The 21,771-nt window shown below is 57.2% G+C and carries 24 protein-coding genes and 1 pseudogene; 15 read left to right on the forward strand and 10 right to left on the reverse strand.

Features of this window, described 5'->3' with window-relative positions; genetic code table 11:
* The first annotated feature begins 6 nt into the window (after nt 1-6).
* Complete coding sequence (locus ICA16_RS02820) at nt 7-447, forward strand: carboxymuconolactone decarboxylase family protein (protein WP_210699880.1); 441 nt, start codon at nt 7-9, stop codon at nt 445-447.
* A gap of 505 nt (nt 448-952) precedes the next feature.
* Here the strand turns inward: ICA16_RS02820 and ICA16_RS02825 are convergent.
* From ICA16_RS02825 to yfcF, 6 genes are all read right to left on the reverse strand, one after another.
* Nucleotides 953-1,381, reverse strand: a complete 429-nt coding sequence (locus ICA16_RS02825; RefSeq protein WP_210699881.1) for an SMI1/KNR4 family protein — start codon at nt 1,379-1,381, stop codon at nt 953-955.
* A gap of 531 nt (nt 1,382-1,912) precedes the next feature.
* A complete protein-coding gene (locus ICA16_RS02830; protein WP_210699882.1) occupies nt 1,913-2,242 on the reverse strand; it encodes a hypothetical protein in 330 nt (109 codons plus the stop codon).
* A gap of 39 nt (nt 2,243-2,281) precedes the next feature.
* The gene (locus ICA16_RS02835; protein WP_210699883.1) at nt 2,282-2,803 is read right to left on the reverse strand and encodes a hypothetical protein; all 522 of its coding nucleotides are present in this window, start codon (nt 2,801-2,803) and stop codon (nt 2,282-2,284) included.
* Nucleotides 2,804-2,909: 106 nt separating this feature from the next.
* The gene (locus ICA16_RS02840; RefSeq protein ID WP_024012638.1) at nt 2,910-3,530 is read right to left on the reverse strand and encodes a tyrosine-type recombinase/integrase; all 621 of its coding nucleotides are present in this window, start codon (nt 3,528-3,530) and stop codon (nt 2,910-2,912) included.
* Nucleotides 3,531-3,644: 114 nt separating this feature from the next.
* On the reverse strand, nt 3,645-4,061 hold the full coding sequence (locus ICA16_RS02845; protein ID WP_338049887.1) for a VOC family protein: 417 nt from the start codon (nt 4,059-4,061) through the stop codon (nt 3,645-3,647).
* Between the two features lie 418 nt (nt 4,062-4,479).
* Nucleotides 4,480-5,112 carry a glutathione transferase gene (yfcF, locus tag ICA16_RS02850; protein WP_210699885.1) on the reverse strand — a complete coding sequence of 211 codons (633 nt, stop codon included), beginning with the start codon at nt 5,110-5,112 and terminating at the stop codon, nt 4,480-4,482.
* A 315-nt stretch (nt 5,113-5,427) separates the two neighbouring features.
* Here yfcF and ICA16_RS02855 point away from each other — a divergent pair, with 315 nt between their 5' ends.
* Nucleotides 5,428-5,757 (forward strand): DHCW motif cupin fold protein, encoded by a 330-nt coding sequence (locus tag ICA16_RS02855; protein WP_210699886.1) that lies wholly within the window; start codon nt 5,428-5,430, stop codon nt 5,755-5,757.
* A gap of 132 nt (nt 5,758-5,889) precedes the next feature.
* Here ICA16_RS02855 and ICA16_RS02860 read toward each other — a convergent pair whose 3' ends face one another.
* The gene (locus tag ICA16_RS02860) at nt 5,890-6,282 is read right to left on the reverse strand and encodes a hypothetical protein (RefSeq protein ID WP_210699887.1); all 393 of its coding nucleotides are present in this window, start codon (nt 6,280-6,282) and stop codon (nt 5,890-5,892) included.
* On the reverse strand, nt 6,269-7,405 hold the full coding sequence (locus ICA16_RS02865; RefSeq protein WP_210699888.1) for a polymorphic toxin type 44 domain-containing protein: 1,137 nt from the start codon (nt 7,403-7,405) through the stop codon (nt 6,269-6,271). The genes ICA16_RS02860 and ICA16_RS02865 overlap by 14 nt, the downstream gene beginning before the upstream one ends.
* 696 nt (nt 7,406-8,101) lie before the next feature.
* Between ICA16_RS02865 and ICA16_RS02870 the strand changes: the two genes are divergently transcribed.
* Both ICA16_RS02870 and ICA16_RS02875 read left to right on the forward strand, forming a co-directional pair.
* A complete protein-coding gene (locus tag ICA16_RS02870; RefSeq protein ID WP_150597920.1) occupies nt 8,102-8,461 on the forward strand; it encodes a DUF6124 family protein in 360 nt (119 codons plus the stop codon).
* Between the two features lie 256 nt (nt 8,462-8,717).
* Nucleotides 8,718-8,864: pseudogene (locus ICA16_RS02875) on the forward strand (hypothetical protein); the annotation flags it as partial.
* 178 nt (nt 8,865-9,042) lie between these two features.
* On the opposite strand, the gene ICA16_RS02880 reads toward ICA16_RS02875, so the two are convergent.
* A complete protein-coding gene (locus ICA16_RS02880; protein WP_210552894.1) occupies nt 9,043-9,990 on the reverse strand; it encodes a SphA family protein in 948 nt (315 codons plus the stop codon).
* A 210-nt stretch (nt 9,991-10,200) separates the two neighbouring features.
* On the opposite strand from ICA16_RS02880, the gene ICA16_RS02885 reads away from it, so the two are divergent.
* The 11 genes from ICA16_RS02885 to ICA16_RS02935 all read left to right on the forward strand — a co-directional run bounded on the left by ICA16_RS02885 (nt 10,201) and on the right by ICA16_RS02935 (nt 20,871).
* Nucleotides 10,201-11,241, forward strand: a complete 1,041-nt coding sequence (locus tag ICA16_RS02885; protein WP_210699889.1) for an AraC family transcriptional regulator — start codon at nt 10,201-10,203, stop codon at nt 11,239-11,241.
* Between the two features lie 133 nt (nt 11,242-11,374).
* Nucleotides 11,375-12,262 carry a Dyp-type peroxidase gene (locus ICA16_RS02890; RefSeq protein ID WP_210699890.1) on the forward strand — a complete coding sequence of 296 codons (888 nt, stop codon included), beginning with the start codon at nt 11,375-11,377 and terminating at the stop codon, nt 12,260-12,262.
* Between the two features lie 19 nt (nt 12,263-12,281).
* Nucleotides 12,282-13,247, forward strand: coding sequence for a Gfo/Idh/MocA family protein (locus ICA16_RS02895; RefSeq protein WP_210699891.1), 966 nt, complete (start codon nt 12,282-12,284; stop codon nt 13,245-13,247).
* Nucleotides 13,248-13,433: 186 nt separating this feature from the next.
* On the forward strand, nt 13,434-14,186 hold the full coding sequence (locus ICA16_RS02900; RefSeq protein ID WP_210699892.1) for a GntR family transcriptional regulator: 753 nt from the start codon (nt 13,434-13,436) through the stop codon (nt 14,184-14,186).
* Nucleotides 14,183-15,913, forward strand: a complete 1,731-nt coding sequence (locus ICA16_RS02905; RefSeq protein ID WP_210699893.1) for a fumarate reductase/succinate dehydrogenase flavoprotein subunit — start codon at nt 14,183-14,185, stop codon at nt 15,911-15,913. Before ICA16_RS02900 ends, ICA16_RS02905 begins: the two co-directional genes overlap by 4 nt.
* A gap of 26 nt (nt 15,914-15,939) precedes the next feature.
* The gene (locus ICA16_RS02910) at nt 15,940-16,185 is read left to right on the forward strand and encodes a 4Fe-4S dicluster domain-containing protein (RefSeq protein ID WP_042559450.1); all 246 of its coding nucleotides are present in this window, start codon (nt 15,940-15,942) and stop codon (nt 16,183-16,185) included.
* A gap of 209 nt (nt 16,186-16,394) precedes the next feature.
* Nucleotides 16,395-17,819, forward strand: coding sequence for an ABC transporter substrate-binding protein (locus tag ICA16_RS02915; RefSeq protein ID WP_210699894.1), 1,425 nt, complete (start codon nt 16,395-16,397; stop codon nt 17,817-17,819).
* A gap of 142 nt (nt 17,820-17,961) precedes the next feature.
* The gene (locus ICA16_RS02920) at nt 17,962-18,744 is read left to right on the forward strand and encodes an ABC transporter permease (protein WP_414704727.1); all 783 of its coding nucleotides are present in this window, start codon (nt 17,962-17,964) and stop codon (nt 18,742-18,744) included.
* Nucleotides 18,744-19,592, forward strand: coding sequence for an ABC transporter ATP-binding protein (locus ICA16_RS02925; protein ID WP_150615420.1), 849 nt, complete (start codon nt 18,744-18,746; stop codon nt 19,590-19,592). Before ICA16_RS02920 ends, ICA16_RS02925 begins: the two co-directional genes overlap by 1 nt.
* Nucleotides 19,589-20,551 (forward strand): HEAT repeat domain-containing protein, encoded by a 963-nt coding sequence (locus ICA16_RS02930; protein ID WP_210699895.1) that lies wholly within the window; start codon nt 19,589-19,591, stop codon nt 20,549-20,551. Before ICA16_RS02925 ends, ICA16_RS02930 begins: the two co-directional genes overlap by 4 nt.
* Nucleotides 20,548-20,871 carry a DUF971 domain-containing protein gene (locus tag ICA16_RS02935; protein WP_210552886.1) on the forward strand — a complete coding sequence of 108 codons (324 nt, stop codon included), beginning with the start codon at nt 20,548-20,550 and terminating at the stop codon, nt 20,869-20,871. The genes ICA16_RS02930 and ICA16_RS02935 overlap by 4 nt, the downstream gene beginning before the upstream one ends.
* A gap of 141 nt (nt 20,872-21,012) precedes the next feature.
* Here the strand turns inward: ICA16_RS02935 and ICA16_RS02940 are convergent, their stop codons facing one another.
* The gene (locus tag ICA16_RS02940) at nt 21,013-21,750 is read right to left on the reverse strand and encodes a TorF family putative porin (RefSeq protein ID WP_210699896.1); all 738 of its coding nucleotides are present in this window, start codon (nt 21,748-21,750) and stop codon (nt 21,013-21,015) included.
* Between the last annotated feature and the right edge of the window lie 21 nt (nt 21,751-21,771).

The raw sequence follows: 21,771 nt of genomic DNA on the forward strand, positions 1-21,771 counted from the left end.
ACAGCCATGTCCCCGCGCCTGGATTACTACAACGCTTCGCCCAAGGCGATGAAAGCGATGATTGCCATGGAGGCACTGACCGCTAACTTGAGCATCGAGCAACCGTTGCTGCAACTGATCCGGATCCGCGCTTCGCAACTCAACGGCTGTGCGTTCTGCACCGACATGCATTCGGTGGACGCACGGCGAGCCGGGGAGAGTGATCGGCGGTTGTATGCCATTGCAGTCTGGCGCGATAGCGACTTCTTCAATCCCCGTGAACGCGCGGCGCTGGCGTGGGCCGAGGCAGTGACGCTGCTTGCCGAAAGCCATGTGCCGGACGACGTTTACCAGCAGGCACGCGAGCAATTCAACGAAGGCGAACTGGTCGACATGACTATGGCCGTCACCACCATCAACAGCTGGAATCGGCTGGCAGTGAGCTTTCGCCAAACCCCAAGTGACTGACGCGCACATTCCCCTGTGGCGAGGGGATTTATCCCCGATGGGCTGCGAAGCGGCCCCAAAACCATTCGGCACAGTCTTTTCATTTAAACCGGGTTGACTGGATTTACGACTGCTTCGCAGCCGATCGGGGATAAATCCCCTCGCCACAGGTGAGCTATTTGCCGATCAACAATGGTGAGGTTCCAGAATTAGATGGTGGACGCTGCGGCTTCACCGACGTGCCAAACGTATTACCCATCCGCGTGCTGGTCGCCGCCGGTGTCGCCAGGCCAACCTGATTCGGCGGTCGCTTATTCACTGGTGAGGCCGTGACTTGCGGGGTTGAAGGCACCTATTTGTTGTTTCAGCTGTGGTGGTGCGGTCTGGATTGCCGGGAGTGTGCTTGGTTGCCTTTGGCTAGAGGATGTCTGTCGTGAATGTCCTCTTTCGGCCAGTAGCAGTCGTTCATGACCAACTACTTCTGGTCGTTGAAACGATCATTACCCGACTATCTTCGCTCGTTGCGTTACTCACTCCACAAATTAACAAAATCACTAAAATTGTTAGCAACGAAGTTAACTTTGCTTGAGTTGGGATCAAATATCTCAACAGCAACGGAGGACGTGTTGAAATTTAGGCAGACCAGATAACCACCTGCATCCCTTGCTATGGGGATCATTTGTTTGGGAATCCCTAGGGGTTTTCCTGCCCCTGAGTACCATAAGATGGTATGCGAGGCGACATCAGGCGAGAACGAAAAGAACTCGCTTATGCACGTCTTTTCGTTGCCATATGAAAATGAAGATATCTCCGGAGCGGCCTTATCGGAAAATGTGACCAAGTCCAAGTAAGATTTTGGAAAACTTATGCCAAGTAATTCTTCTACTTGGAAAATCGTATTGCTATCCACTGAGGAACCTTGTTCGATTCCGAAAGAGCACCAGTCTATTTTCATACCAGCCCTCCGTAATTATGTTTTTCCATCTGCAAAGCCCCCTTTTTTTCGATATGGAACATCTTCTGCAAAGAGCAGTGTGGATTCAACCGCAGGATGCGAGAGACAGCTTCTGGCCGGTAGCTGTCCTCACTCACTAGCCTTGTACAGACGTTTAGTCGGACGACTTGCCAGCGCAATGCCACGGAACTTCTTGGAATGCCCCGCTTGTGGTCAGTACTGAGCCGAGTTCATAAATTAGTTGCCTATTGAGAGTTGAATTATCGGAATACTGATCGGCTTCCCCGAAAGAACTCCAAGAGTCGCTGTCAATTCGGACAGTTCCAAACTTACTTTCTAGATGGGAGTGGGACGCCCATATGCCATGCTCAGTGGTGTTGACTGAAAATCCCAATGGCGCCAGTACCGCGCGGAGCGCTTCCTGAAACCCAATGTCTGATGGCTGTGGATAGAACTCAATTAGCAGTTTGTTGCTGCCATAGCCTTCTCTAATCGCGAAAGCGTACATGACCTTCCTCTTATACATAGGATTCAGCCCCATGATTTTTTCCGGCCGACAAGCCTGCGTGCTCTATGACGGCGAGACTGAGACAGCGTTTTGTCCTCGGCGCAATGAGCCAAGAGCGCGGTGAGCGGAATGTCTATAGGAAAGCCATCCTCCAGCCATTTAAGCGCTAGTCCCGACCAATATTCGGAATACGACATCAAGGCTGTGATCACCAGCGGCTGCAACGCTATGTCGGCAGGTAGCGTATATTTTTTGCTAAGGGCTCTTAGCGCATCTGGCAAGTCGATTGCAGCTGTTTCGAAAGGTTTCTCAAGCAGCGGCAATAGCCAGACATAGCTGAATTCTTCGTTCATCTTCTCCCCCGGAGGCTGCTATCGACGCCAAGGAGTTCATCAAATTGAGGTAACAAAGCGGGTTTCGAGTCCAACACTGACTGGCGGTGGCGCATTAATCAATGCGACGGCATTGTCGCCCTGGTTAAGGTAGATCAATGAATCACCTGTCTCGAACGTAACTCTGAATCCGGCCAGCCAAGGCTCTTGCCCGTTGAAAGAGTCAAGAATTCCCTCAACTGCACAAATTTTTGTGTTCTCAAGGTGGGTTGCTGATAAATCTACAAGCAGGTTCTCCCTCTTCCAGGAGCAGGTTACGTTTGGCTCTATCTCGAAGGACACCGGCGTATCAGACGGCAACAAGTCCGCGCCTACTCGCTCCCCATCACTCACGAGATACATGGATAAAACTTCTCTTTCGCCAAAACGCCATTCTAAAGAACCTATATCTCCCAGATCTTTCTCGTCGTTAAAATAGTACTGGTCGTGCAACAGCACGCTCAGTCGCTTTCCCAAAAGCGAACGGGCGTTTTGCAGGTCTCTGACAGATCTTGCCGGGGATGAGGAGTGGCGACCAGGCATCGAGCACCTCATATATGTGGAAAAAGAAGCTGATACTACACAAAGGCCATTACGTCTGCTCTTGGCCGGTTAGCGACGGTCAGGGCTCGACCGTCGCTATGCATATTCAAACCTCGGTCTGTTCCGCCATCTCTAGGGCGTCGTCGACTTCAATTCCCAGATATCGAACGGTGCTCTCCAGCTTCGTATGGCCAAGCAGCAGTTGAACCGCTCGCAGATTCTTCGTCCTGCGATAGATCAGCGATGCCTTCGTACGCCTCATTGTGTGAGTGCCATACATAGCTGGATCAAGGCCAATTGCTTCCACCCAGCCTTTGACGATACGTGCGTATTGACGTGTTGATAGATGGTCTGAGGTATGCAGCTGGCTCGGAAAAAGGCAGTCCTCGCTCCGGAGTTGGGCCTGGTGTATCCAGGCTGCGATAGCAAACCGTGTTTGTTCGGTGATCTCGAACTGCACTGGCCGCAGCGTTTTCTGCTGCATCACGATGGCGCGTGGTGATACGTGCTCGCCATGGGCGACGTCACGCACACGAAGCTTGGTTAAGTCGCAGGCCCGAAGCTTGCTGTCGATGGCCAGATCGAAGAGCGCAAGATCACGGGTTCGTTCTGCAATTTGAAGCCTTACCCGGATGGCCCAGATATCTCTCAGTCTGAGTGGAGCTTTCTGCCCGACCAGTTTTCCTTTGTTCCAAGGCTGGCGGCTGCAGGTAGCGAAGATGTTCATGACGAGTCCTCCACGTGTCGAAGGACAAGGATGGCTGACCAGAGAAAGGGTCGCTAACCGGCCATAACCGGCCGTTAGAAAGGCGCCTGAGACATCTTATATCCTGCACTTGATCTATTCTGGATCGTGACAACAGACGCAAAGCTTGTTTCCTTCAGGGTCTCGAAAGTACGCCCCATAAAAATTCGGGTGGTATTCGGGTCGCAGGCCCGGAGTGCCTTCGCATGTTCCATCCAAGACCAACGCCAAAGCATGGGCTTTGCGTACGATCTGTCTATTAGGTGCTAGCAGAGCAATCATTTGCCCATTCCCTAGCGTCGCAGATTGGCTGTCGAACGGTTTGCCCACCACGAAAAGAGGGCGTGCAGTGTCGGGGTGTTTCCAGCCAGCCCATGGGCGTTCAAAGTCTGTGAACTTGAGATCAAGTCCGAGTATCTCCATGACCCCTTGATAAAACACAAGTGCTCTATTGAAGTCATTCACTCCGATGAATACATGTGAAATCATTTTTGTCCTAAAAAGAGGAAGCATTCTCGCAACATACCAAGAATTTTCAGGCAGTGTTCAACCTCTGGCCTGAAACATACTCAGTCGAACTTGGAAGACGTTTTTACAGTAACGGGGCCGATTGCTGCGTGTGGTGAAGTGCTGCTATCGACCCAGGCTGTGTGAAAGCACAAGCAGCATTTTGAAGTCCTCGTCTTTACGGAAAATCTGCCAGCGTTCGGTCAGTCGGCGAACTTGGAGTTTGCTCAGAAACGCGATGTCCACTCCGATTACAATCGCCGCCGCTGATCGAAAGCGTTTTTCGATTGGTACCCTGTACCTGTTCCCGAAGCTGCTTGCGTTACATCCGGCGATCGAGAATGGGTTCCAGGCCTAGTTTTTGAAACGAGCCCGAAAGCCTCTCTAAATATAAGCCGCTCTCCACAAACGATAGGTGTGCCGACTACATCGGAGGACGTTGCAATTTGACCCACTCCTGTACGGTTGGTCGTTGCCATTGGCGCTGCGCGTACTCCACCAGCGCGGGTGGTACGGAGTCGCCATTGAATATCAGCCGGTTGAGCATCAAGGCCAGATCCACATCGGCGATCGACCATTGACCGAACAGGTACTCGGGGCTGTCCGCCAGTAGCGTTTGTGCGGCACCGCACAGCTTGCGCGCTGCCGACTCGGCAGCTGGCGACAAGGGGTTTGATTTGAGTCCATAAAACACAACCAATGTGGATCGTTCCTGCCGAATGGGCAGCAGGTCACTCCGCACCCATGCCTGGACTTGTCGTGCCTTTGCATGCTGCATCAGGTCTTGTGGGTAAACGGGCGCCTGGGGGAAAACGTCTTCCAGGTACTCAGTGATAGCCGACGATTCAGATAAGGCGAAGTCGCCGTGCACAAGTGTGGGTACCCGCTGGGTCTGCGAGAGGCTGGCATAGTCCTCTGACTGGTTTTCGGACGAGTCGAGGTCTAGCGGGATCATTTCAAATTCGATGCCCTTTTCGCGGAGTACCACGAAAGCCGACATGGCATAGGGGCTGCAAAATTGAGAGTCAACGTACAAGCGCAGGCGGGAATTATTCACAGGTCATCTCCTTATGCAGAAGGAGGCACGCTACGAGATCCACAGCGATAAATAAAATTCATGATTTTCATGGGCGTATTCCTGACCGGAATACTTTGTTGCCGCCTGCCCTTGTCTGGCTTCCTTCAGATTGGGCGCGCTTTGTTTTGAAGGTGACCCCGTCACGACAGGTACCCCGGCTTATCATTCAGCGGTCGTGCTGAAGACTAGGCAGTTTCTCCCACCCTGTATCCTATAAATGCGGGCCGTCTGTGTCTGTCGGCACCATCGCCCGAATGATACGGTCTGCATTTATTGCATATCGATGAGGCAAAAATGGATCTCACTGCAATCCAATTTGATACCACCGATTGGTCAACGATAGAGCCGGTGGCGCATGCCGGTCAGACAGGTACAGCCTATTGGCGTACCTGCCAGTTTGGATCAGCTCGTGTGCGGATGGTCGAATACAGCCCTGGATATTTGGCCGATCACTGGTGTTGGAGGGGGCACATCCTGTTGTGCCTGGAGGGTCAATTGGATACAGAACTTGAAGATGGTCGTCAGTTCACACTGACGCCAGGCATGAGCTATCAAGTGGGCAATAATGCTGAGGGGCATCGTTCATCCACCACGATCGGGGCGAAGTTGTACATTGTGGATTAGTCGTGGGGGCGACCTGTAAACGCACCCCACCAATCCGTTGGCAGCGAATGCTCCCGTAATCAGGGATCTGAAATATACCTCTAGGAATGACTGCTTTTGGCCGGAAGCAGCCACCTATGGCTTGCTTAAATCCTACTGACAAGCTTTCAATCGCGCTCCGTCAGTGCCACTACCCTCACGGGTGTCAATCTCGCCGTTACGGTCAATATGAATTTCCGTTGTCGGCCATTGGGGCGTAATGCTGACGCAACGGTTCAAGCCCTTTGCATTCCACCAGTCCAGACGCATGAAGAACTCATCGTCAGGAAAGATATGTCCTACATCACCCGTTGACTTTCCCGGCAGCAGTTCACCGCGAACGATGGTGTGCTGTGTGTTCAGGACGTAATTAATGTTCTTGGTGCCGTCCTTTGAGTAGTAAACGACAACTCGCGGTATAGCTATGTACCAGCACGCCACTGCACCAATGAGGAACAGCCCTATCCACCGGCCAATACGTCGTGGTCGCTTTTCACTTGCAGACATGTTTTTGAACCCCTGTACCCCATTCAGCAATTGGCACCGCCAACACCTTGTCCATGATGATTTGTGCAGTGACACCGCCGTTCGGATATTCCTTGTAGAGTTCCATTCCGAGAATGATCGACACTCTATCAGGCGCATCGTCCCATGCTCGCATCCCTTCGATACCTTCTGTCCTTCGTGGGCCATCAAACCTCTTGGGGTCTTTAAGGAAGCGCCAACTGTCTGATCCTATTTGCTCAACTCCAGCGCCATCCAACTGCACGCTGTCAGAAAGTCCACCGGCTAAGCCGACGTACCCATAATGGATGTTCGACCAGATATCGTAGTAGAAGTCATACGGCCCCTGTTTATGCCAAGGTGCACCAAACATCTTGGCCAATTTGGGCTTGTGATCCCAATCCTGACCCTGTCCCACCTTATTCGTCCAGATGGCGAAAGCCTTCGCCTTTTTTCCAAGTGCCATGCTGTAAAACTGGGGGTCCTGCCCTAGGCGCAGGTAGAGCGGAAGCTCCCTAAATTTCTTGGTTTCCGCCTCAGGATCGAAGCTGTTTAATTCTTTCATTTCCAGGACTGCTGGGTCATTGATATTGCGGTTCATCTCATCGGCGATGTAATTGGCCAGTTGCTCCATCATGTCAGGGTCTTTGCACGTAGTAGGTGCTTCCGGCTCTGTCTTAGCTTCGGGTTTTTCCGTACTGGCTTGTGGATCTACCAAGGCATTCGCCGCCAGAGCTTTCTCTTTCAAATTTGGATCAGCGAGCAAGGTCGCCATCTTTTCATCGTCCACGGTCCCATCTGGGCGGAACGCTCCCAGTGCCATGAAGTTGACGATGGTTGCACCGCCAGCATCGCCCATGACAAACCCGCCACCTACATCGCTTGACCCGGTGATGATGGTTCCACCATGGCTGGTAGGACTACCAAGGTGGGCCATAGGACGGCCATTCACTTGAATCGATGGAAACCCTGTTGTGATTACGGCGCCACACCCACATGTATCACCAACGCGGGCGGAGCCCATAAAGTTGATATTTACGTCGCCACTGGCGGAGGCAATCGGGGAGGTGCCATGGCCGGGCAAAGGGCAGACATGTTCATCACCCAGTCGTGCAGAAGCGATCATGTATCGTCCTTGAATCGTTGCGAGGCGTGCCAGCTTGTGGCTGCGGTAGTCTGACTTTACCGGGAAGCTCAAACAATGGCTGCAAGACAAATCCTAAAAGCCTTGCTGAAAATCTCCCTTTTCCGTGTCAGCTGTTTTCTATAAAAGATGCCTGGGCGTGGTGAGTCGTCTCAGGTTCCGTATTTACATTCGACTGACTTCTTTTGGCCGACACAAGTCTTTGGAAATGACCGAGCGGTTACCCGAAAAGCACAGGTGGGTAATAGGGGCGTCTTGGGGAGGTGCGCGTCGAGATGTATCGCAAAAAATAGAATGATCTCGTGGCCGAGATTTTCAGTTGATAAACGCCAATGTTTAAAAAGACATCTCCAAACACTCTCTCAGGCTACACACCCTTGCGCCTTTGCCTACAGCTACGCCAGAATCCGCCGGCTTGTGCGCTTTGGGGGCGGGTTTTATTGTGGTCCGGTCGCTGACGAATCAGCGATCGGGTTTGGTAGCCCGGCTTAGACTTGGCGCATAGCGTCACCCGAAACAGGCCTTTTTGGGGCTGTGTATTTATGGTGGCCATGCGCAGGGCGTCTTCGGGCGCGCCGGTTTTCCAAGTCACCGGTCTACCAACCTTCGTATGGCCACCACCCCTTCGTTTGGTAGCGAAAGATGATGGCTCCTTTTCTACGATTTGGAGATTCACTCATGATCAAACCAACACCCAACCCGCCCGAAACCGATTCGGTTTCCCCCTACGAATCCCTCGACTCAAAAAAACTCCACGAAGCCGCCGACCGCGCGCTCGACCATTACCTCTGTCCGCCCGGTTCCACGCCGCCTCCACGTAAAACCCGCGGGATGTACGCCGTGACTGCGGACAACAAAAACGAAGAACTGCTAATCGATGCCAGTGAAACACTCGCTTCGGCGCAAACCATTGCCCAGAACGTCGCCAGTCTGTTGCCGGCGTCGCAGCGTCGGGCGTTGTTGGGGATTGCGCAGTTGATCATGCTCGGGGAGTTGGCGGTGAATCGGGCTTTGGATAATTTGCAGTTGCCGGGGTGATGCGCGTATCGGAATCACCTGGTGATTGATTGGGTGTCTGTTCTGACGCGTTCGCGAGCAGGCTCGCTCCCACCTTTGAGCGCGTTGCAAGGTGGGAGTGCGCTGGCTCTTCAGCCGCGATAAATACCGAAACGATGTACGCGTTTCTGTACCCGGGAGTGGCGGGGTGCTTTCTTTGCGTCAGTCGACTGCCAGGTTGTCCCGAGCCCACTGTTCAGCCGTAGTGACCTGAATCGACGGCTGTTCGTTGAAAGTCCTCGCGCCATCCCGCGATGGCGCCAGTCGTGCTGCGGCCCCGGGCTACAACCCGAACAGTCCGGTGCAAGTGCTGGGCGACGGGGCGCTGGATGAACAGGCGAAACAGCAGCTGACCGAGGAGGAGCGTGGGCAACTGGCGCTGTAACAGACTCTCGTGCAGTACGTTTGGCCGCCCTTTTTTTGTGTGAAAAATACTTTCTGAACGGACCACAACCCCTTGTAGGAGTGAGCCTGCTCGCGATAGTGGCGTGTCAGTTGCTGATGTGTTGTCTGACACACCGCTATCGCGAGCAGGCTCACTCCTACAAGGGATTGCGCGGGGCTCAGAACGCGTAGGGAATGCTGATTTTGGCCCAGAGCATCTCGCCCTCGGGGCGGTTCTCGACATCGAATTCCTTGGCCCAGCGAATCTCCGCGCTGGCGTATTTGAGGAAGGTGAAGTGCAGCGCCGGGCCAATTGCGAACACCTCGCCGCGCACTCCGTCGTCCACGTCTTGCCCGGCGAACTGCACGGTGTGGCCAAACTGTTTGTCGTCGGTGGTCTGCTTGAGGTAGTAGCCGTTGAGGCCGAGCATCAGGTCGTCGGTGAGCTTGTAGCTGGCCGAGTAGTCGAAGTGGAAAATCTGCCCGGACTTATAGTCGGTGTCCTTGTTTTTCTCGTTGAAGCTGTAGGTGGTCTTCATCGAGACTTCGGTGCGCTCAGTCGGCAACCAGGTGAAGGAGAACAGCGGCTTGTAGGTGTAGAAATTGTTGCTGGTGTTGGCCAGCCGGTCGACGCTGTATTCGCCGGTCGGTACGGTGATTTCCAGCGCGGCGCCAAGGGTCAGGTCCTTGCCCATATCCCACAGGATGATCGGCGCGACGGTGGTATCGCCCATGCCTTCGCGGGTGTCGCTCAAGCCGAACACCGACACTTCCTGCTTCAGCCACGGTTGCGCGATGTAACCGGCCAGGCGTCCGCCAAAGATCCGCACCGGACTCAAGTAATCGAGGCGCGGAATCACCGCCGTCGACTCGATTTCGACGTCCGGCACCTTGCCGCCCAACGAGCTGATATTGAGTTTTCTGGCCTTGTAATGGTTGTAGTAGAGGTTGAACGCGACCATGTTCTCCGGAAGGCTGTCGACCTCCATCGGCAGCATGAAGAAGCCGTCGGTGCCGGTACCGATGTTGTCGACGCCGGCCTCGGTGGCCAGGGCTGGAAGAGTCGCGGTGCAGCCCAGCAAAATCAGGGCCAGACGCAGGGGCAATGTCGCGCGGTTCGGGTGCATATCCGTCCTCATTATTATTGTGTTGGAGCGCAACGCGGGCACGCAGGTCGCCCGGCACGATAGAAATAAGCGCTCTGAGCCCGACGGGGCAGGGTATTGGCGGACAGTTAGGGGGACTTCTGCGGACAGTCGACAAACCCTGTGCTAACTTCCTTCGACATAACCGGTAACAAAAATAACAATCAAGCATGATCCGGAATGTCAGCCCACATGAACGTAAAAGTCCAAGACCCGACCTTTGAACTGGCGTTGGTGTCGCCATTTCTCCTGCAAACCCTCGCTGAAGTCGCGCAGAACAAAGGCGTCGAGCCCGAGAGCCTGTGCCGTGGCCTGGGTTTTACCCTTGAAGATCTGCAGGACCCGACGCAGCGGATTTCCTATCGTCAGGCCGTGGCGATGATTCAACGCGCGCTCAAAGTCCTGCCGAACCAAGGGTTGGGCTTGTGGGTCGGCGCTCAGAACGTACTTGGCACACTGGGGTTGCTCGGGCACGTGCTTTCACTGTGCAAAACCTTGCGCGATGCGTTTGCCGTGGGGATTCGCCATCAGCACACCTCGGGCGGGATTGTGGTTTCCAGCGTCAATGTGGTCGGTGATCAGGTGCATCTCGATGCCGAATGTCGCCTGCCGTTTGCCGATGTGCAGGTGTTCGCGGTCGAGGAGTTTTTCGCCAGTTTGCTGGTGTACGGCCGCGCACTGGCCGGCGCCGATTTCAAGCCGATCGCTGTGGAATTCGTGCATGCGGCGCCGGATTACCTCAGTGAATATCAGCGTCTGCTTGGGCCGCAAGTGCGCTTTGGATGCCTGCACAATCGCATGCTGATTGATGTGCAATGGCTGGACGTCAGCCTGCCCAATCATCATTCACTGGCGTTGCGTCAGGCTGTCGCGTTGCTGGAACTGGAAGCGGCGCAGGTGCACCAAAAAATCGACCTGATTCAAGCCGTGGAGCGTGCGATCGCCCGCGACCTGAGCCGGGGCAGTCATATCGAAAAGATAGCCGGCGACCTGAACATGAGCAGCCGCACATTGCGCCGGCGCCTGACCGAGCATGCGCTGACCTTTGAAGCCTTGCTGGAACAAGTGCGGCAGGCGCGGACGATGAGTCTGCTGGCCAATCCGGACATGCCGATCGAGCGGATCACCGAAGAGGTCGGCTACAGCGATGTGCGCAGCTTTCGCCGGGCGTTCAAACGCTGGACGGGGCTGAGCCCGAGTGCGTGGCGCGTCGAGACCAGCATGACGCTTTAGGAGATCCAAAGATCGCAAGTTCCTACCGAGGTTCGTGTAGGAGCTGCCGAAGGCTGCGATCTTTAGATCTTGCTTCAACCACACAAACTGTCTGGCTACAGGTAAACTCCGCGCACTTTTTCAAGGAGTTCACATGAGTCACTACCAGCCGGGCATTCTCGCCACCCCTGTTCCGTTGCAAGCACGTCATCTGTTTTTCGCTCTGGCGTCGGTTGAAGCCTTGCCGCAGGCGATCGACAACCTGCTGAACCTGGTGGATGGCAAGTCGGCGGTGGTCGGTTTCGGTGAGTCCCTGACCAAGGCCCTCAACGTGGAAATCGCCGGTCTGCGCAGTTTCCCGGCCATGAGCGGCGTGGGCGTGAACAACCCGTCCACCCAGCATGCGCTGTGGGTCTGGCTGCACGGTGTTGACCGTGGTGATCTGCTCAATCGCTGCAACGCCGTCGAAGCGGCGCTGGCCCCGGCCTTGCGTCTGGTAGAAATGCAGGAAGCCTTCCGCCACAAGGAAGGTCACGACCTGACCGGTTACGAAGACGGCACCGAAAACCCTCATGACGAAGCCGCTGTTGCTGCCGCGTTGCAGAGCGAAGGCGCTGACGGTCTGGTCGGTGGCAGTTTCGCCGCGATCCAGCAGTGGCAGCACGACCTCAAGGGGTTCCACAAACTGTCTGCCGACGACAAAGACAACATCATGGGGCGTCGCTTGAGCGATAACGAAGAGATCGACGACGCGCCGGTGTCCGCTCACGTCAAACGCACCGCGCAGGAAAGCTTCGCACCTGAAGCGTTCGTCGTGCGTCGCTCGATGCCGTGGATTGAAGGTGATCGCGCCGGGCTGATGTTCCTCGCGTTCGGTTTCTCGCTGGATGCCTTCGAAGCGCAATTGCGGCGCATGAGCGGTCTGGAAGATGGCATCGCCGATGGCTTGTACCGCATCAGCCGGCCGATCACCGGCGGCTATTACTGGTGCCCGCCGCTCAAGGACGGCCATCTTGATCTGCGCGCCTTGCGCATCGGCTGATTCTGCAAAAGGACTAAAGATGAACGTGGTGCGCTGGGGCATGATCGGTTGCGGCAGTGTCGCGGAACGCAAAAGCGGGCCGGCCTTCTACAAGGCGCCCGGTTCCGCGCTGGTGGCGGTGATGGGCCGACGCCTTGAAGCCGTCAGTGATTACGCAGCGCGCCACGGTATCGCTCGGGTTTACACCGACGTCGATGCACTCATCAACGATCCCGAGGTGGACGCGGTGTACATCGCCACGCCGCCCGACAGCCACCACGCCTACAGCCTGAAAGTCGCCGCCGCCGGCAAACATTGCTGCGTGGAAAAGCCCATGGCACTCAACGCCGGGCAAAGCCGCGAGATGCAGCAGGCGTTTGCCGACGCCGGTTTGCATCTGTTCGTTTCCTACTATCGTCGTTCGTTGCCGCGCTTTGCGCAGGTGCGGCAATGGCTCGAACAGGGGCGGATCGGCGAAGTGCGGCATTTGAGCTGGACGCTGACCAAGGCACCGTCGCCGGCCGATCTGGATGGCCGTGACAACTGGCGCACCGACCCGGCGGTGGCGGGTGGCGGTTACTTCGCAGATTTGGCCAGCCACGGTTTTGACCTGTTCCAGTATCTGCTCGGCGACATTGTCGAGGTCGCCGGTTTCACCGCGCAGCAGGCCGGGTTGTACGCGGCGGAAGATGCGGTCAGTGCCAGTTGGCGCTTTGCCTCTGGGGCGCTGGGCATGGGCTGCTGGAGTTTTGTTGCCGATCGGCGCGAGGATCGGGTCGAGATCATCGGCAGCCTCGGTCGGATCAGCTTTTCAGTGTTTGATGAGCATCCGGTCGAGCTGCATGCCGATGAGCAGATCAGCCTGGACATTGCCCATCACGAACACATTCAGTGGCATCACGTGCTGGGCATGAATGCGCATATTCGTGGTGAATCAGAGCATCCGGCGATGGCCGAACAGGCCGTCAAGACCGACTGGGTCATGGACCAGATCCTCAAGCGCTAAGATCAAAAGATCGCAGCCTTCGGCAGCTCCTACATGGGAATGCATTTCAAACTGTAGGAGCTGCCGAAGGCTGCGATCTTTTGATCCTGAAACCTGCATCTAAGGTTATGCCCATTCGGTATTTCTCAACCTTGTCATAACGTCTCTAAGATCACGTCATAACTCGTTATAACAAGTGATCCCGTGATGTCCGATAACGTTCTGTCTCTATCAAGTGTCCCGCTGCACACCCAACTGCGCGACGTCCTGCGCGCCCGCATCCTCGACGGCGAATACCCGCAAGACAGCCAGATGCCCTCCGAAAGCGAGCTCGGTGCGCTGTTCAAAGTCAGCCGCATCACCGTGCGCCAGGCACTGGGCGATCTGCAAAAGGAAGGACTGATCTTTAAGATCCACGGCAAGGGCACCTTCGTCGCCAAGCCGAAAACCTTTCAGAACGTCAGCAGCCTGCAAGGCCTCGCCGAATCCATGACCGGGCGTGGCTACGAGGTGATCAACCGCCTGCGCAGCTTCAAATTCATCCCGGCGGACAAGCGTGTCGCCGAGCGTTTGCAGGTCGCCGAGGGCGAAACTGTGGCGCAGATCAAACGTGTACGGCTGATCAATCGCGAGCCGATCTCGCTGGAAATCACCTACCTGCCCAAAGCCATCGGCGAACGGCTGGAGAAGGCTGATCTGGTCACCCGCGACATTTTTCTGATTCTCGAAAACGACTGCGGAATCGCCCTCGGCCACGCCGACCTGGCCATCGACGCCGTGCTCGCCGACAGCGATTTGACCCAGGCACTCAACGTCGAGGCCGGCTCGCCGATCATGCGCATCGAGCGCCTGACTCACGACGCGCAGGGCCAGCCGCTGGACTTCGAACACCTTTACTACCGTGGCGATGCGTTCCAGTACCGCCTGCGGATCGACCGGCAAAAAGGGGAGCAGGCATGACACGCAATACGCTTGAGCAGGAATACGACATCGTCGTGATCGGCGGTGGCACAGCCGGGCCGATGGCGGCGATCAAGGCCAAAGAGAAGAACCGCGACTTGCGTGTGTTGCTGGTCGACAAGGCCAACGTCAAACGTAGCGGTGCGATCAGCATGGGCATGGATGGCCTGAACAACGCGATCATCCCCGGCCACTCGACGCCTGAGCAGTACACCAAGGAAATCACCATCGCCAATGACGGCATCGTCAATCAGGCAGCGGTGTACGCCTACGCGACGCACAGCTTCGAAACCATCGAACAGCTCGACCGCTGGGGCGTGAAGTTCGAGAAGGACGAAACCGGTGATTACGCGGTGAAAAAAGTCCACCACATGGGCGCCTATGTGTTGCCGATGCCGGAAGGGCACGACATCAAAAAGGTTCTGTATCGCCAGTTGAAGCGCGCGCGAGTGAGCATCACCAATCGGCTGGTCTGCACGCGGTTGCTGACCGACGAGGAGGGTGCGGTCAACGGCTTGATGGGCTTCGATTGCCGCACCGCCGACTTCCATGTGATCAAGGCCAAGGCTGTAATCCTCGCGTGTGGCGCTGCTGGTCGCCTGGGTCTGCCGTCCTCCGGTTACCTGATGGGCACCTACGAAAACCCGACCAACGCTGGCGACGGTTACGCGATGGCCTATCACGCCGGGGCCGAACTGGCGAATCTGGAATGCTTCCAGATCAACCCGCTGATCAAGGATTACAACGGCCCGGCTTGCGCCTACGTGACCGGACCGCTGGGTGGCTACACCGCGAACAACAAGGGCGAACGCTTCATCGAATGCGACTACTGGAGCGGGCAGATGATGTGGGAGTTCCACCAGGAACTGGAAAGCGGCAACGGCCCGGTGTTCCTCAAACTCGATCACCTGGCCGAGGAAACCATCCAGAACATCGAAGAGATTTTGCACAGCAACGAACGCCCTAGTCGCGGTCAGTTCCACGCCAACCGTGGCACCGACTACCGCACGCAAATGGTCGAGATGCACATCTCCGAGATCGGTTTTTGCAGCGGCCATTCGGCGTCCGGCGTGTGGGTCAACGAGCGTGCCGAAACCTCTGTGAAAGGCTTGTATTCCGCCGGGGACATGGCAGCGGTGCCGCACAACTACATGCTTGGCGCGTTCACCTACGGCTGGTTTGCCGGGCACAACGCGGCGGATTTTGTTGCCGGGCGCGAGTTCTCTGCGCTGGATACCGGGCAGATCGAGAAAGAGAAAGCACGGGTCTACGCTCCGCTGGATCGCGAACACGGTCTGCCGCCGGCTCAGGTCGAATACAAGCTGCGGCGCTTCGTCAACGACTACCTGCAACCGCCGAAAGTGACCAAAAAAATGCAGATCGGCTTGCAGCGCTTCAGCGACATCGAGCGTGATCTCGATCAGATGAAGGCCAACAACGCCCATGAACTGATGCGCGCTATGGAAACCAGCGTGATCCGCGACTGCGCCGAAATGGCTGCCCGCGCCTCGTTGTTCCGCGCCGAGAGTCGCTGGGGTCTGTACCACTATCGGGTCGATCACCCGCAGCGCAATGACGCTGACTGGTTCTGCCATTGCCACCTGAAGAAGGGCGATGACGGTCAGATGACCAGTTTCAAGAAAGCCGTCGAGCCCTACATCATCCCGCTCGATGCCGAGGAAATGCAGGCTTACGACCGCTTGCGGGTTGGCGCCTTTGCCGCGTGATGCATCATTAAAAGAGAGCCCGAACCATGGCCTATCAAGCTCAGGAAATCTTCTTCCGCTCCAATGCCCCCGTCACCGTGGACGAGGACAAATGCATCGCCGACAAGGGCTGCACCGTGTGTGTCGATGTCTGTCCGATGGACTTGCTGGCGATCAACCCGGCCACGCAAAAGGCTTATATGGCGTTCGATGAATGCTGGTACTGCATGCCGTGTGAAAAGGATTGCCCGACGGGTGCGGTGAAAGTCGATATCCCCTATCTCCTGCGTTGAAACGCTTTCCCCTGTAGGAGTGAGCCTGCTCGCGATAGCGGTGTGTCAGACAACACATCAATGACTGACCCACCGCTATCGCGAGCAGGCTCACTCCTACATTGGATTTGTGACAAACCAAAGCCATCCGGAAACCCCGGACGCTGGATTCAACAACACCCCTCGTTTCCCACCGCGCCCTGATCGCGGCGGAGACGAACATCCTACAAATGATTCGAGGGGAAACACTCATGTTGCGTGCAGCACTCGCCGGTCTGGTACTGGCTTCGTTCACCCTGTCGGCCTCGGCCGAAACCATCCGCATCGCCATCGGCACCCAGGACACCACCATCAACTGCGCCGCCGGTGGGTTGTTGATTCGCGAGCTCGGTTTGCTCGAAAAATACCTGCCCCACGACGGCGTCTACAAGGACGCCAAATACGACGTGCAATGGAAAAACTTCACCAGCGGCGCGCCGCTGACCAACGAGATGGTCGCGGGCAAACTCGACTTCGGCGCCATGGCCGATTTCCCCGGCGCGTTCAACGGTGTGGCGTTTGAGACGGCCGGCAAACACAGCCTGTTCATCAGCGTGCTGTCGGGCAGCATCAAGGGTAGCGGCAACGGTATCGTTGTGCCGAGCGCGTCCGGCGTGCAGTCGCTGAGCGAACTCAAGGGCAAGACCATTTCGGTACCGTTCGCTTCGACAGCCCACGGCATGTTGTTGCGTGCGGTGGCGGAACAGGGCTGGGACCCGCTCAAGGATGTGAACATCATCGCCCAGCCGCCGGAAGTCGCCGGCTCCGCGTTGCAGGCCGGCAAGATCGACGCCCACGCCGATTTCGTGCCGTTTGCCGAGTTGTTCCCCAGCCGTGGTTTCGCTCGCAAGATCTACGACGGCGCCCAAGCCAATGCGCCGACCTTCCACGGTGCGCTGGTGGAGCAGGCCTACGCGAAAAAACACCCGCAGATCGTCGTCGCCTACCTGCGCGCGAGCATCGAGGCCAATCAACTGCTGGCCGCCGAACCGGAGAAGTACAGCGAACTGATCGCCAAAGTCACCGGCGTCGATGCCGAGGTCAATTACCTGTTCCACGGCCCGCTCGGCGTGCAGACCCGCGACCTCAGCTGGAAGCCGGAATATCGCCAGGCGGTGGGTACGGCCATTGATACCTTGAAGCTCCTGAAGAAGGCCGATCGTGGTCTCGATTTGAACACCTTCATCGACGATCAATACATCCGCGCGGCGTTCAAGGCGTCAAATCTGGATTACACCGCGCAGTTGGCCAACTACGCGCAGACGCCGCTGAAGAATGTGGATGCGGTCAGCGGCAAGGCCATCACTGACTTCAGCCATGTCGCCGAAATCTGGGTGCGTGGCGAAGACAAGGTGCGCCAGTACGTCTCCGCCGAATCTGCCTTCACCGCGTTGGCAGGTTTGAAGCAGGACGGCAAAACCATTCGTGCGGTGTATGCGCAGGCGAGTGACAGCGGGATCAAGTTGCTGGCCGATCAGGCGTGGTTTGCCAGCGATGCCAAGGGCCGTTTGAGCGCGTTTCTGCTCAAGGGGCAGGCGCAGCAATTTGCAGCGGCGCAGGGCGGCAAGGTTTTCGATTTCACCGACGCCACGACCCAGGCCGTAGCCACCCGTTAACAGCACAACACCGCTTCCCTGTAGGAGCTGCCGAAGGCTGCGATCTTTTGATCTTGATTTGAAAATAAGGTCAAAAGATCGTCCGATCGCGGCCCGAGCCTTTGGCAGCTCCTACAGGGGATCTCGGTGGGGAGGAATAACTGTGTACCGATCATTTTCTCGCTGGGTTTCAAGATCCGCCTCACTGCTGCTCTGCCTCATATTCTGGCAACTCGCCGCGAGCCATCACTGGAACCTCGGCCTGGTCACCTTCGCCAACGTCCCCACGCCATTGGCTGTGATTGAAGCCGCGCTGGGCCTGGGCGACTCCGGCAAGTTGCTGCAACACCTGACTGCCAGTCTCGGCCGCGTGTTTGCCGGCTACCTCGCCGCGCTGGTGGTCGGCATTGCCCTGGGCCTGGCCATCGGCCGCTCGAAATGGGCCGAAGACTTGCTGTTGCCCCCACTGGAAGTGCTGCGCCCGATCCCGGCCGTGGCGTGGATTCCGTTGGCGATCCTGATGTTCCCGTCGTCCGAGTTGTCGATGGTTTTCATCACCTTCACCGGCGCACTGTTCCCGATCCTGCTCAACACCGTGCACGGCGTCGAAGGCGTCGATCCACGCTTGATCGCCTCAGCGAAAAGCCTTGGGGCAGGGCGCCGGGCGATCCTGCTCGAAGTCATTCTGCCGGGCGCTGCACCGAGCATCATCACCGGCCTCGCGATCGGCATGGGCACTTCATGGTTTTGCCTGGTGACGACGGAAATGATCTCCGGCCAGTTCGGCATCGGTTACTACACCTGGGAGTCCTACACCATCCAGAACTACGCCGACATCGTCGTCGGCATGTTGCTGATCGGTGTGTTGGGCATGGGCAGCAGTCTGTTGATCAAACGTCTGGGCGGCTTGTTCACGCCTTGGCATCGACCGCGAGGAAAAGCCTGATGAGCGTGATGCAAACCCCCGAAGGGCGGATCGACATTCGCCAGTTGTCGATCGTCCTCGGCGAAGGCCGCGAAGCATTCGAAGCGGTGCAGGGCCTCGATTGCCAGATCGAACCCGGCCAGTTCGTGTGCATTCTCGGCCCGTCCGGTTGCGGTAAGTCGACCCTGCTGGGCGCCTTGGCCGGGCACTTGAAGGCGCATGCCGGCAGCCTGAAGGTCGATGGCGGCGCGGTGTCCGGCCCTTCGCCACAGCGTGGCATGGTGTTCCAGCATCACACACTGTTCCCGTGGCGCACGGTGCGCGACAACGTCGCTTTCGGCCTGAAAATGCGTGGCATCGGCAAGGCCGAGCGTCATCGCGCCGCTGATGAAATTCTTCAACTGGTCGGCCTCGACGGCTTCGCCGAGCGCTGGCCCGATCAACTCTCTGGCGGCATGCAGCAACGGGTGGAAATCGCCCGGGTGCTGGTCAATCGCCCGCGGCTGTTGCTGATGGACGAGCCGTTTGGCGCGCTCGATGCGCTGACCCGATTGAACATGCAAGAGCTGCTGCTGAACATCTGGACACGGATTCGCACCACCGTGGTGTTTGTCACCCATGACATCGATGAGGCGCTATTCCTCGCCGATCGCTTGCTGGTGATGAGCGCGCGGCCGGGACGAATCATCGAAGATCTGCGCCTCGACTTCGCCCGACCACGCACCAGCGAACTGGTCACCAGCGCTGAATTCTCCCGACTGAAGCGCCACTGCCTCGACCTGCTGCGCCATGACGACGACCGACCGCTGCCGCGCCTCAATCCGCTCGGCCTGCCGCCCGAAAACCCTTTGCCGAGATTTGCCCTGTGACCTCTATTTTTGCTGTGACCGATAACCTTGAAATCCTTGCCCTGCAACCACGCCTGACCGCTGCAGACGCCGGTGTGCGGCGCATTGCGCTGATTGAGCTGGCGGATCTGGAAGAACCCGATGGTTTGCTCTGGCTGGTCGAGCGGCTGTCCGAGGATCCCGCTGAAGAGGTGCGTGCTGAAGCGGCGCGTCTGCTGGAAGCCTGGGAGGACGAACCGGTGGTTGCAGCCTTGTGCCAAGCGCTGACCGATCCATCGCCCGCCGTGCAATCTGCCGCTGCGCAAAGTCTGAGTTTGCTCAAGACCGAAGCGGCCGGGCGGGTGATTCTGCCGTGGACCGATCATGCTGAAGTCAGCGTACGCAATGCCGCGTTTCGAGCTCTGCGCGAACTGCGCTTTGCCGATGCTGCGCCCGCTGCCGTCGCGGCGCTGAATGATGCCGATGCCAGCGTGCGCCGCGAGGCCGTGGGCGTGCTCGGCTGGCTCAAGCAACTCGACGCGCTACCGGCATTGGCCCGATTGGCCAGCGCTGACCCGGACACCGAAGTGCGCCGCGCTGCGACCGGAGCGCTCGGCCTGGCGTCCAGCGCTGAGGTCCTGCCAGCGCTGCGTCAGGCCTTGCAGGACAACGCCTGGCAAGTGCGCGAAGAAGCCGCAACCACCTTGGGCAAAGTCGGCCACAGCGACGCCGGCCCGGCATTGATCGAAGCCTTGAGCGACGACTATTGGCAAGTGCGTTTGCGCGCCACCCGCAGCCTCGGCCGCTTGCGTTTTGGCCCAGCGCTGGACGCCTTGATCGATACTCTCGGGCATCGCATCAGCAACCTGCGCAAGGAAGCCGCATTGGCTTTGGGTGAGTTGAATGATCGTGGCGCAGTGGCTGCGTTGCAGGCGGCGCAGGATGACGGCGATCCGGAAGTGCGCAAAGCAGTGCGGATTGCCTTGAGTCAGTTGCAATGAATCCGCTGGCGATCTGTAACTCGCAGAGCGAGCAAACCCTGCGCCTGAGTTGGCCGAACGGTCGCGAATCGCTGATCGCTCACGCCGAACTGCGCCGCCAGTGCCCCTGCTCGCAGTGCCGCGCGTTTCGCCTGCGCGGCTCGGCGCCTCTGGTGGACGAGCGAGTACGTATCATCGAACTCAACCCGCAGGGTTACGGCGTGCAACTGGTATTCAGCGATGGTCATCAACGCGGCATCTACCCGTGGACCTACCTGGCACAACTCACCCTTGAACTAAATACTGCACGGGCTTGCCTGGTAAAAAACTCACCCCCTTGAACCAAATACTGCATGGGCTTACCTGGCAAAAACTCACCCCTGTAGGAGCTGCCGAAGGCTGCGATCTTTTGATTTTGATTTTAAGAGCAAGATCAAAAGATCGCAGCCTTCGGCAGCTCCTACAAAGGGATTTGCGTTGGGTCAGAAAGACTTGCTCATGTTGGCAACCACCGTCGCCGTGCACACATCCTTGAAGCCCCAATTGCTCAGGCACTGGGTTTGCGACAGATCAGTGTCGATATAGCTCAACCCCAACACCACCCCGGCCAGATTATGGGTGAGTTTGACCTCCCATTCCCGGTACGACTCTTCGCCATCACCGGAGGCCGAGTACAGATGCGGATCCTTGAAATCCATATGGCCGTAACGCAACTTCAGCCCTGAATCGAACGGCAACTCGGTTTCATAACTGACATAGCTGTAGAGCGAACTCTGCTTGCTATCGATCCCCGGCGCATCGCTTGAGTAATACGCCGCGAGCTTCACTCCGTAAGCGCCAATAATCCCGTAAACCTCACTCTGGTTGAACTGACTTTCCTTGGGATAGGCGTACTTGATGTAACCCAGATCCAGGCTGACCGCATCGGTGGCCTGCCACAGCCAGCCGCCGTAGTAATCGACTTCCTGACGGGTTTTCAGGCCACCACCGTAATCGACGTTGGAACTCCAGGCGCCGAGGTACAGGCCGTTGCTGTGGGCGAGGGTCAGCCCGGCTTGTAGCGCCGGGTCGTTCTGGGTTTGCGAGATGCCGCGGGTGCGGTAATCAGTGGCCAGATTGATATCCACCAGCAGCGCAAAGTCATCGTTAAAGGGGATCGCGTGGCTGCTCAAGGGCAGCGAACTCAAGGAAACGAGGGCGAACAAAGGCAAGGCTTTCATGTGAAGTCCCGATGTTGTGAT

Source organism: Pseudomonas anatoliensis (genome assembly GCF_017976235.1).
Lineage (GTDB): Bacteria > Pseudomonadota > Gammaproteobacteria > Pseudomonadales > Pseudomonadaceae > Aquipseudomonas > Aquipseudomonas anatoliensis.

Bases quoted from the DNA above. Each gene is read 5' to 3' on its own strand.
- ICA16_RS02820 (WP_210699880.1), top strand. From the start codon at position 7: ATGTCCCCGCGCCTGGATTACTACAACGCTTCGCCCAAGGCGATGAAA.
- ICA16_RS02825 (WP_210699881.1), bottom strand. From the start codon at position 1,381: ATGAAAATAGACTGGTGCTCTTTCGGAATCGAACAAGGTTCCTCAGTG.
- ICA16_RS02830 (WP_210699882.1), bottom strand. From the start codon at position 2,242: ATGAACGAAGAATTCAGCTATGTCTGGCTATTGCCGCTGCTTGAGAAA.
- ICA16_RS02835 (WP_210699883.1), bottom strand. From the start codon at position 2,803: ATGCCTGGTCGCCACTCCTCATCCCCGGCAAGATCTGTCAGAGACCTG.
- ICA16_RS02840 (WP_024012638.1), bottom strand. From the start codon at position 3,530: ATGAACATCTTCGCTACCTGCAGCCGCCAGCCTTGGAACAAAGGAAAA.
- ICA16_RS02845 (WP_338049887.1), bottom strand. From the start codon at position 4,061: ATGCTTCCTCTTTTTAGGACAAAAATGATTTCACATGTATTCATCGGA.
- ICA16_RS02855 (WP_210699886.1), top strand. From the start codon at position 5,428: ATGGATCTCACTGCAATCCAATTTGATACCACCGATTGGTCAACGATA.
- ICA16_RS02860 (WP_210699887.1), bottom strand. From the start codon at position 6,282: ATGTCTGCAAGTGAAAAGCGACCACGACGTATTGGCCGGTGGATAGGG.
- ICA16_RS02865 (WP_210699888.1), bottom strand. From the start codon at position 7,405: ATGATCGCTTCTGCACGACTGGGTGATGAACATGTCTGCCCTTTGCCC.
- ICA16_RS02870 (WP_150597920.1), top strand. From the start codon at position 8,102: ATGATCAAACCAACACCCAACCCGCCCGAAACCGATTCGGTTTCCCCC.
- ICA16_RS02880 (WP_210552894.1), bottom strand. From the start codon at position 9,990: ATGCACCCGAACCGCGCGACATTGCCCCTGCGTCTGGCCCTGATTTTG.
- ICA16_RS02885 (WP_210699889.1), top strand. From the start codon at position 10,201: ATGAACGTAAAAGTCCAAGACCCGACCTTTGAACTGGCGTTGGTGTCG.
- ICA16_RS02890 (WP_210699890.1), top strand. From the start codon at position 11,375: ATGAGTCACTACCAGCCGGGCATTCTCGCCACCCCTGTTCCGTTGCAA.
- ICA16_RS02895 (WP_210699891.1), top strand. From the start codon at position 12,282: ATGAACGTGGTGCGCTGGGGCATGATCGGTTGCGGCAGTGTCGCGGAA.
- ICA16_RS02900 (WP_210699892.1), top strand. From the start codon at position 13,434: ATGTCCGATAACGTTCTGTCTCTATCAAGTGTCCCGCTGCACACCCAA.
- ICA16_RS02905 (WP_210699893.1), top strand. From the start codon at position 14,183: ATGACACGCAATACGCTTGAGCAGGAATACGACATCGTCGTGATCGGC.
- ICA16_RS02910 (WP_042559450.1), top strand. From the start codon at position 15,940: ATGGCCTATCAAGCTCAGGAAATCTTCTTCCGCTCCAATGCCCCCGTC.
- ICA16_RS02915 (WP_210699894.1), top strand. From the start codon at position 16,395: ATGATTCGAGGGGAAACACTCATGTTGCGTGCAGCACTCGCCGGTCTG.
- ICA16_RS02925 (WP_150615420.1), top strand. From the start codon at position 18,744: ATGAGCGTGATGCAAACCCCCGAAGGGCGGATCGACATTCGCCAGTTG.
- ICA16_RS02935 (WP_210552886.1), top strand. From the start codon at position 20,548: ATGAATCCGCTGGCGATCTGTAACTCGCAGAGCGAGCAAACCCTGCGC.
- ICA16_RS02940 (WP_210699896.1), bottom strand. From the start codon at position 21,750: ATGAAAGCCTTGCCTTTGTTCGCCCTCGTTTCCTTGAGTTCGCTGCCC.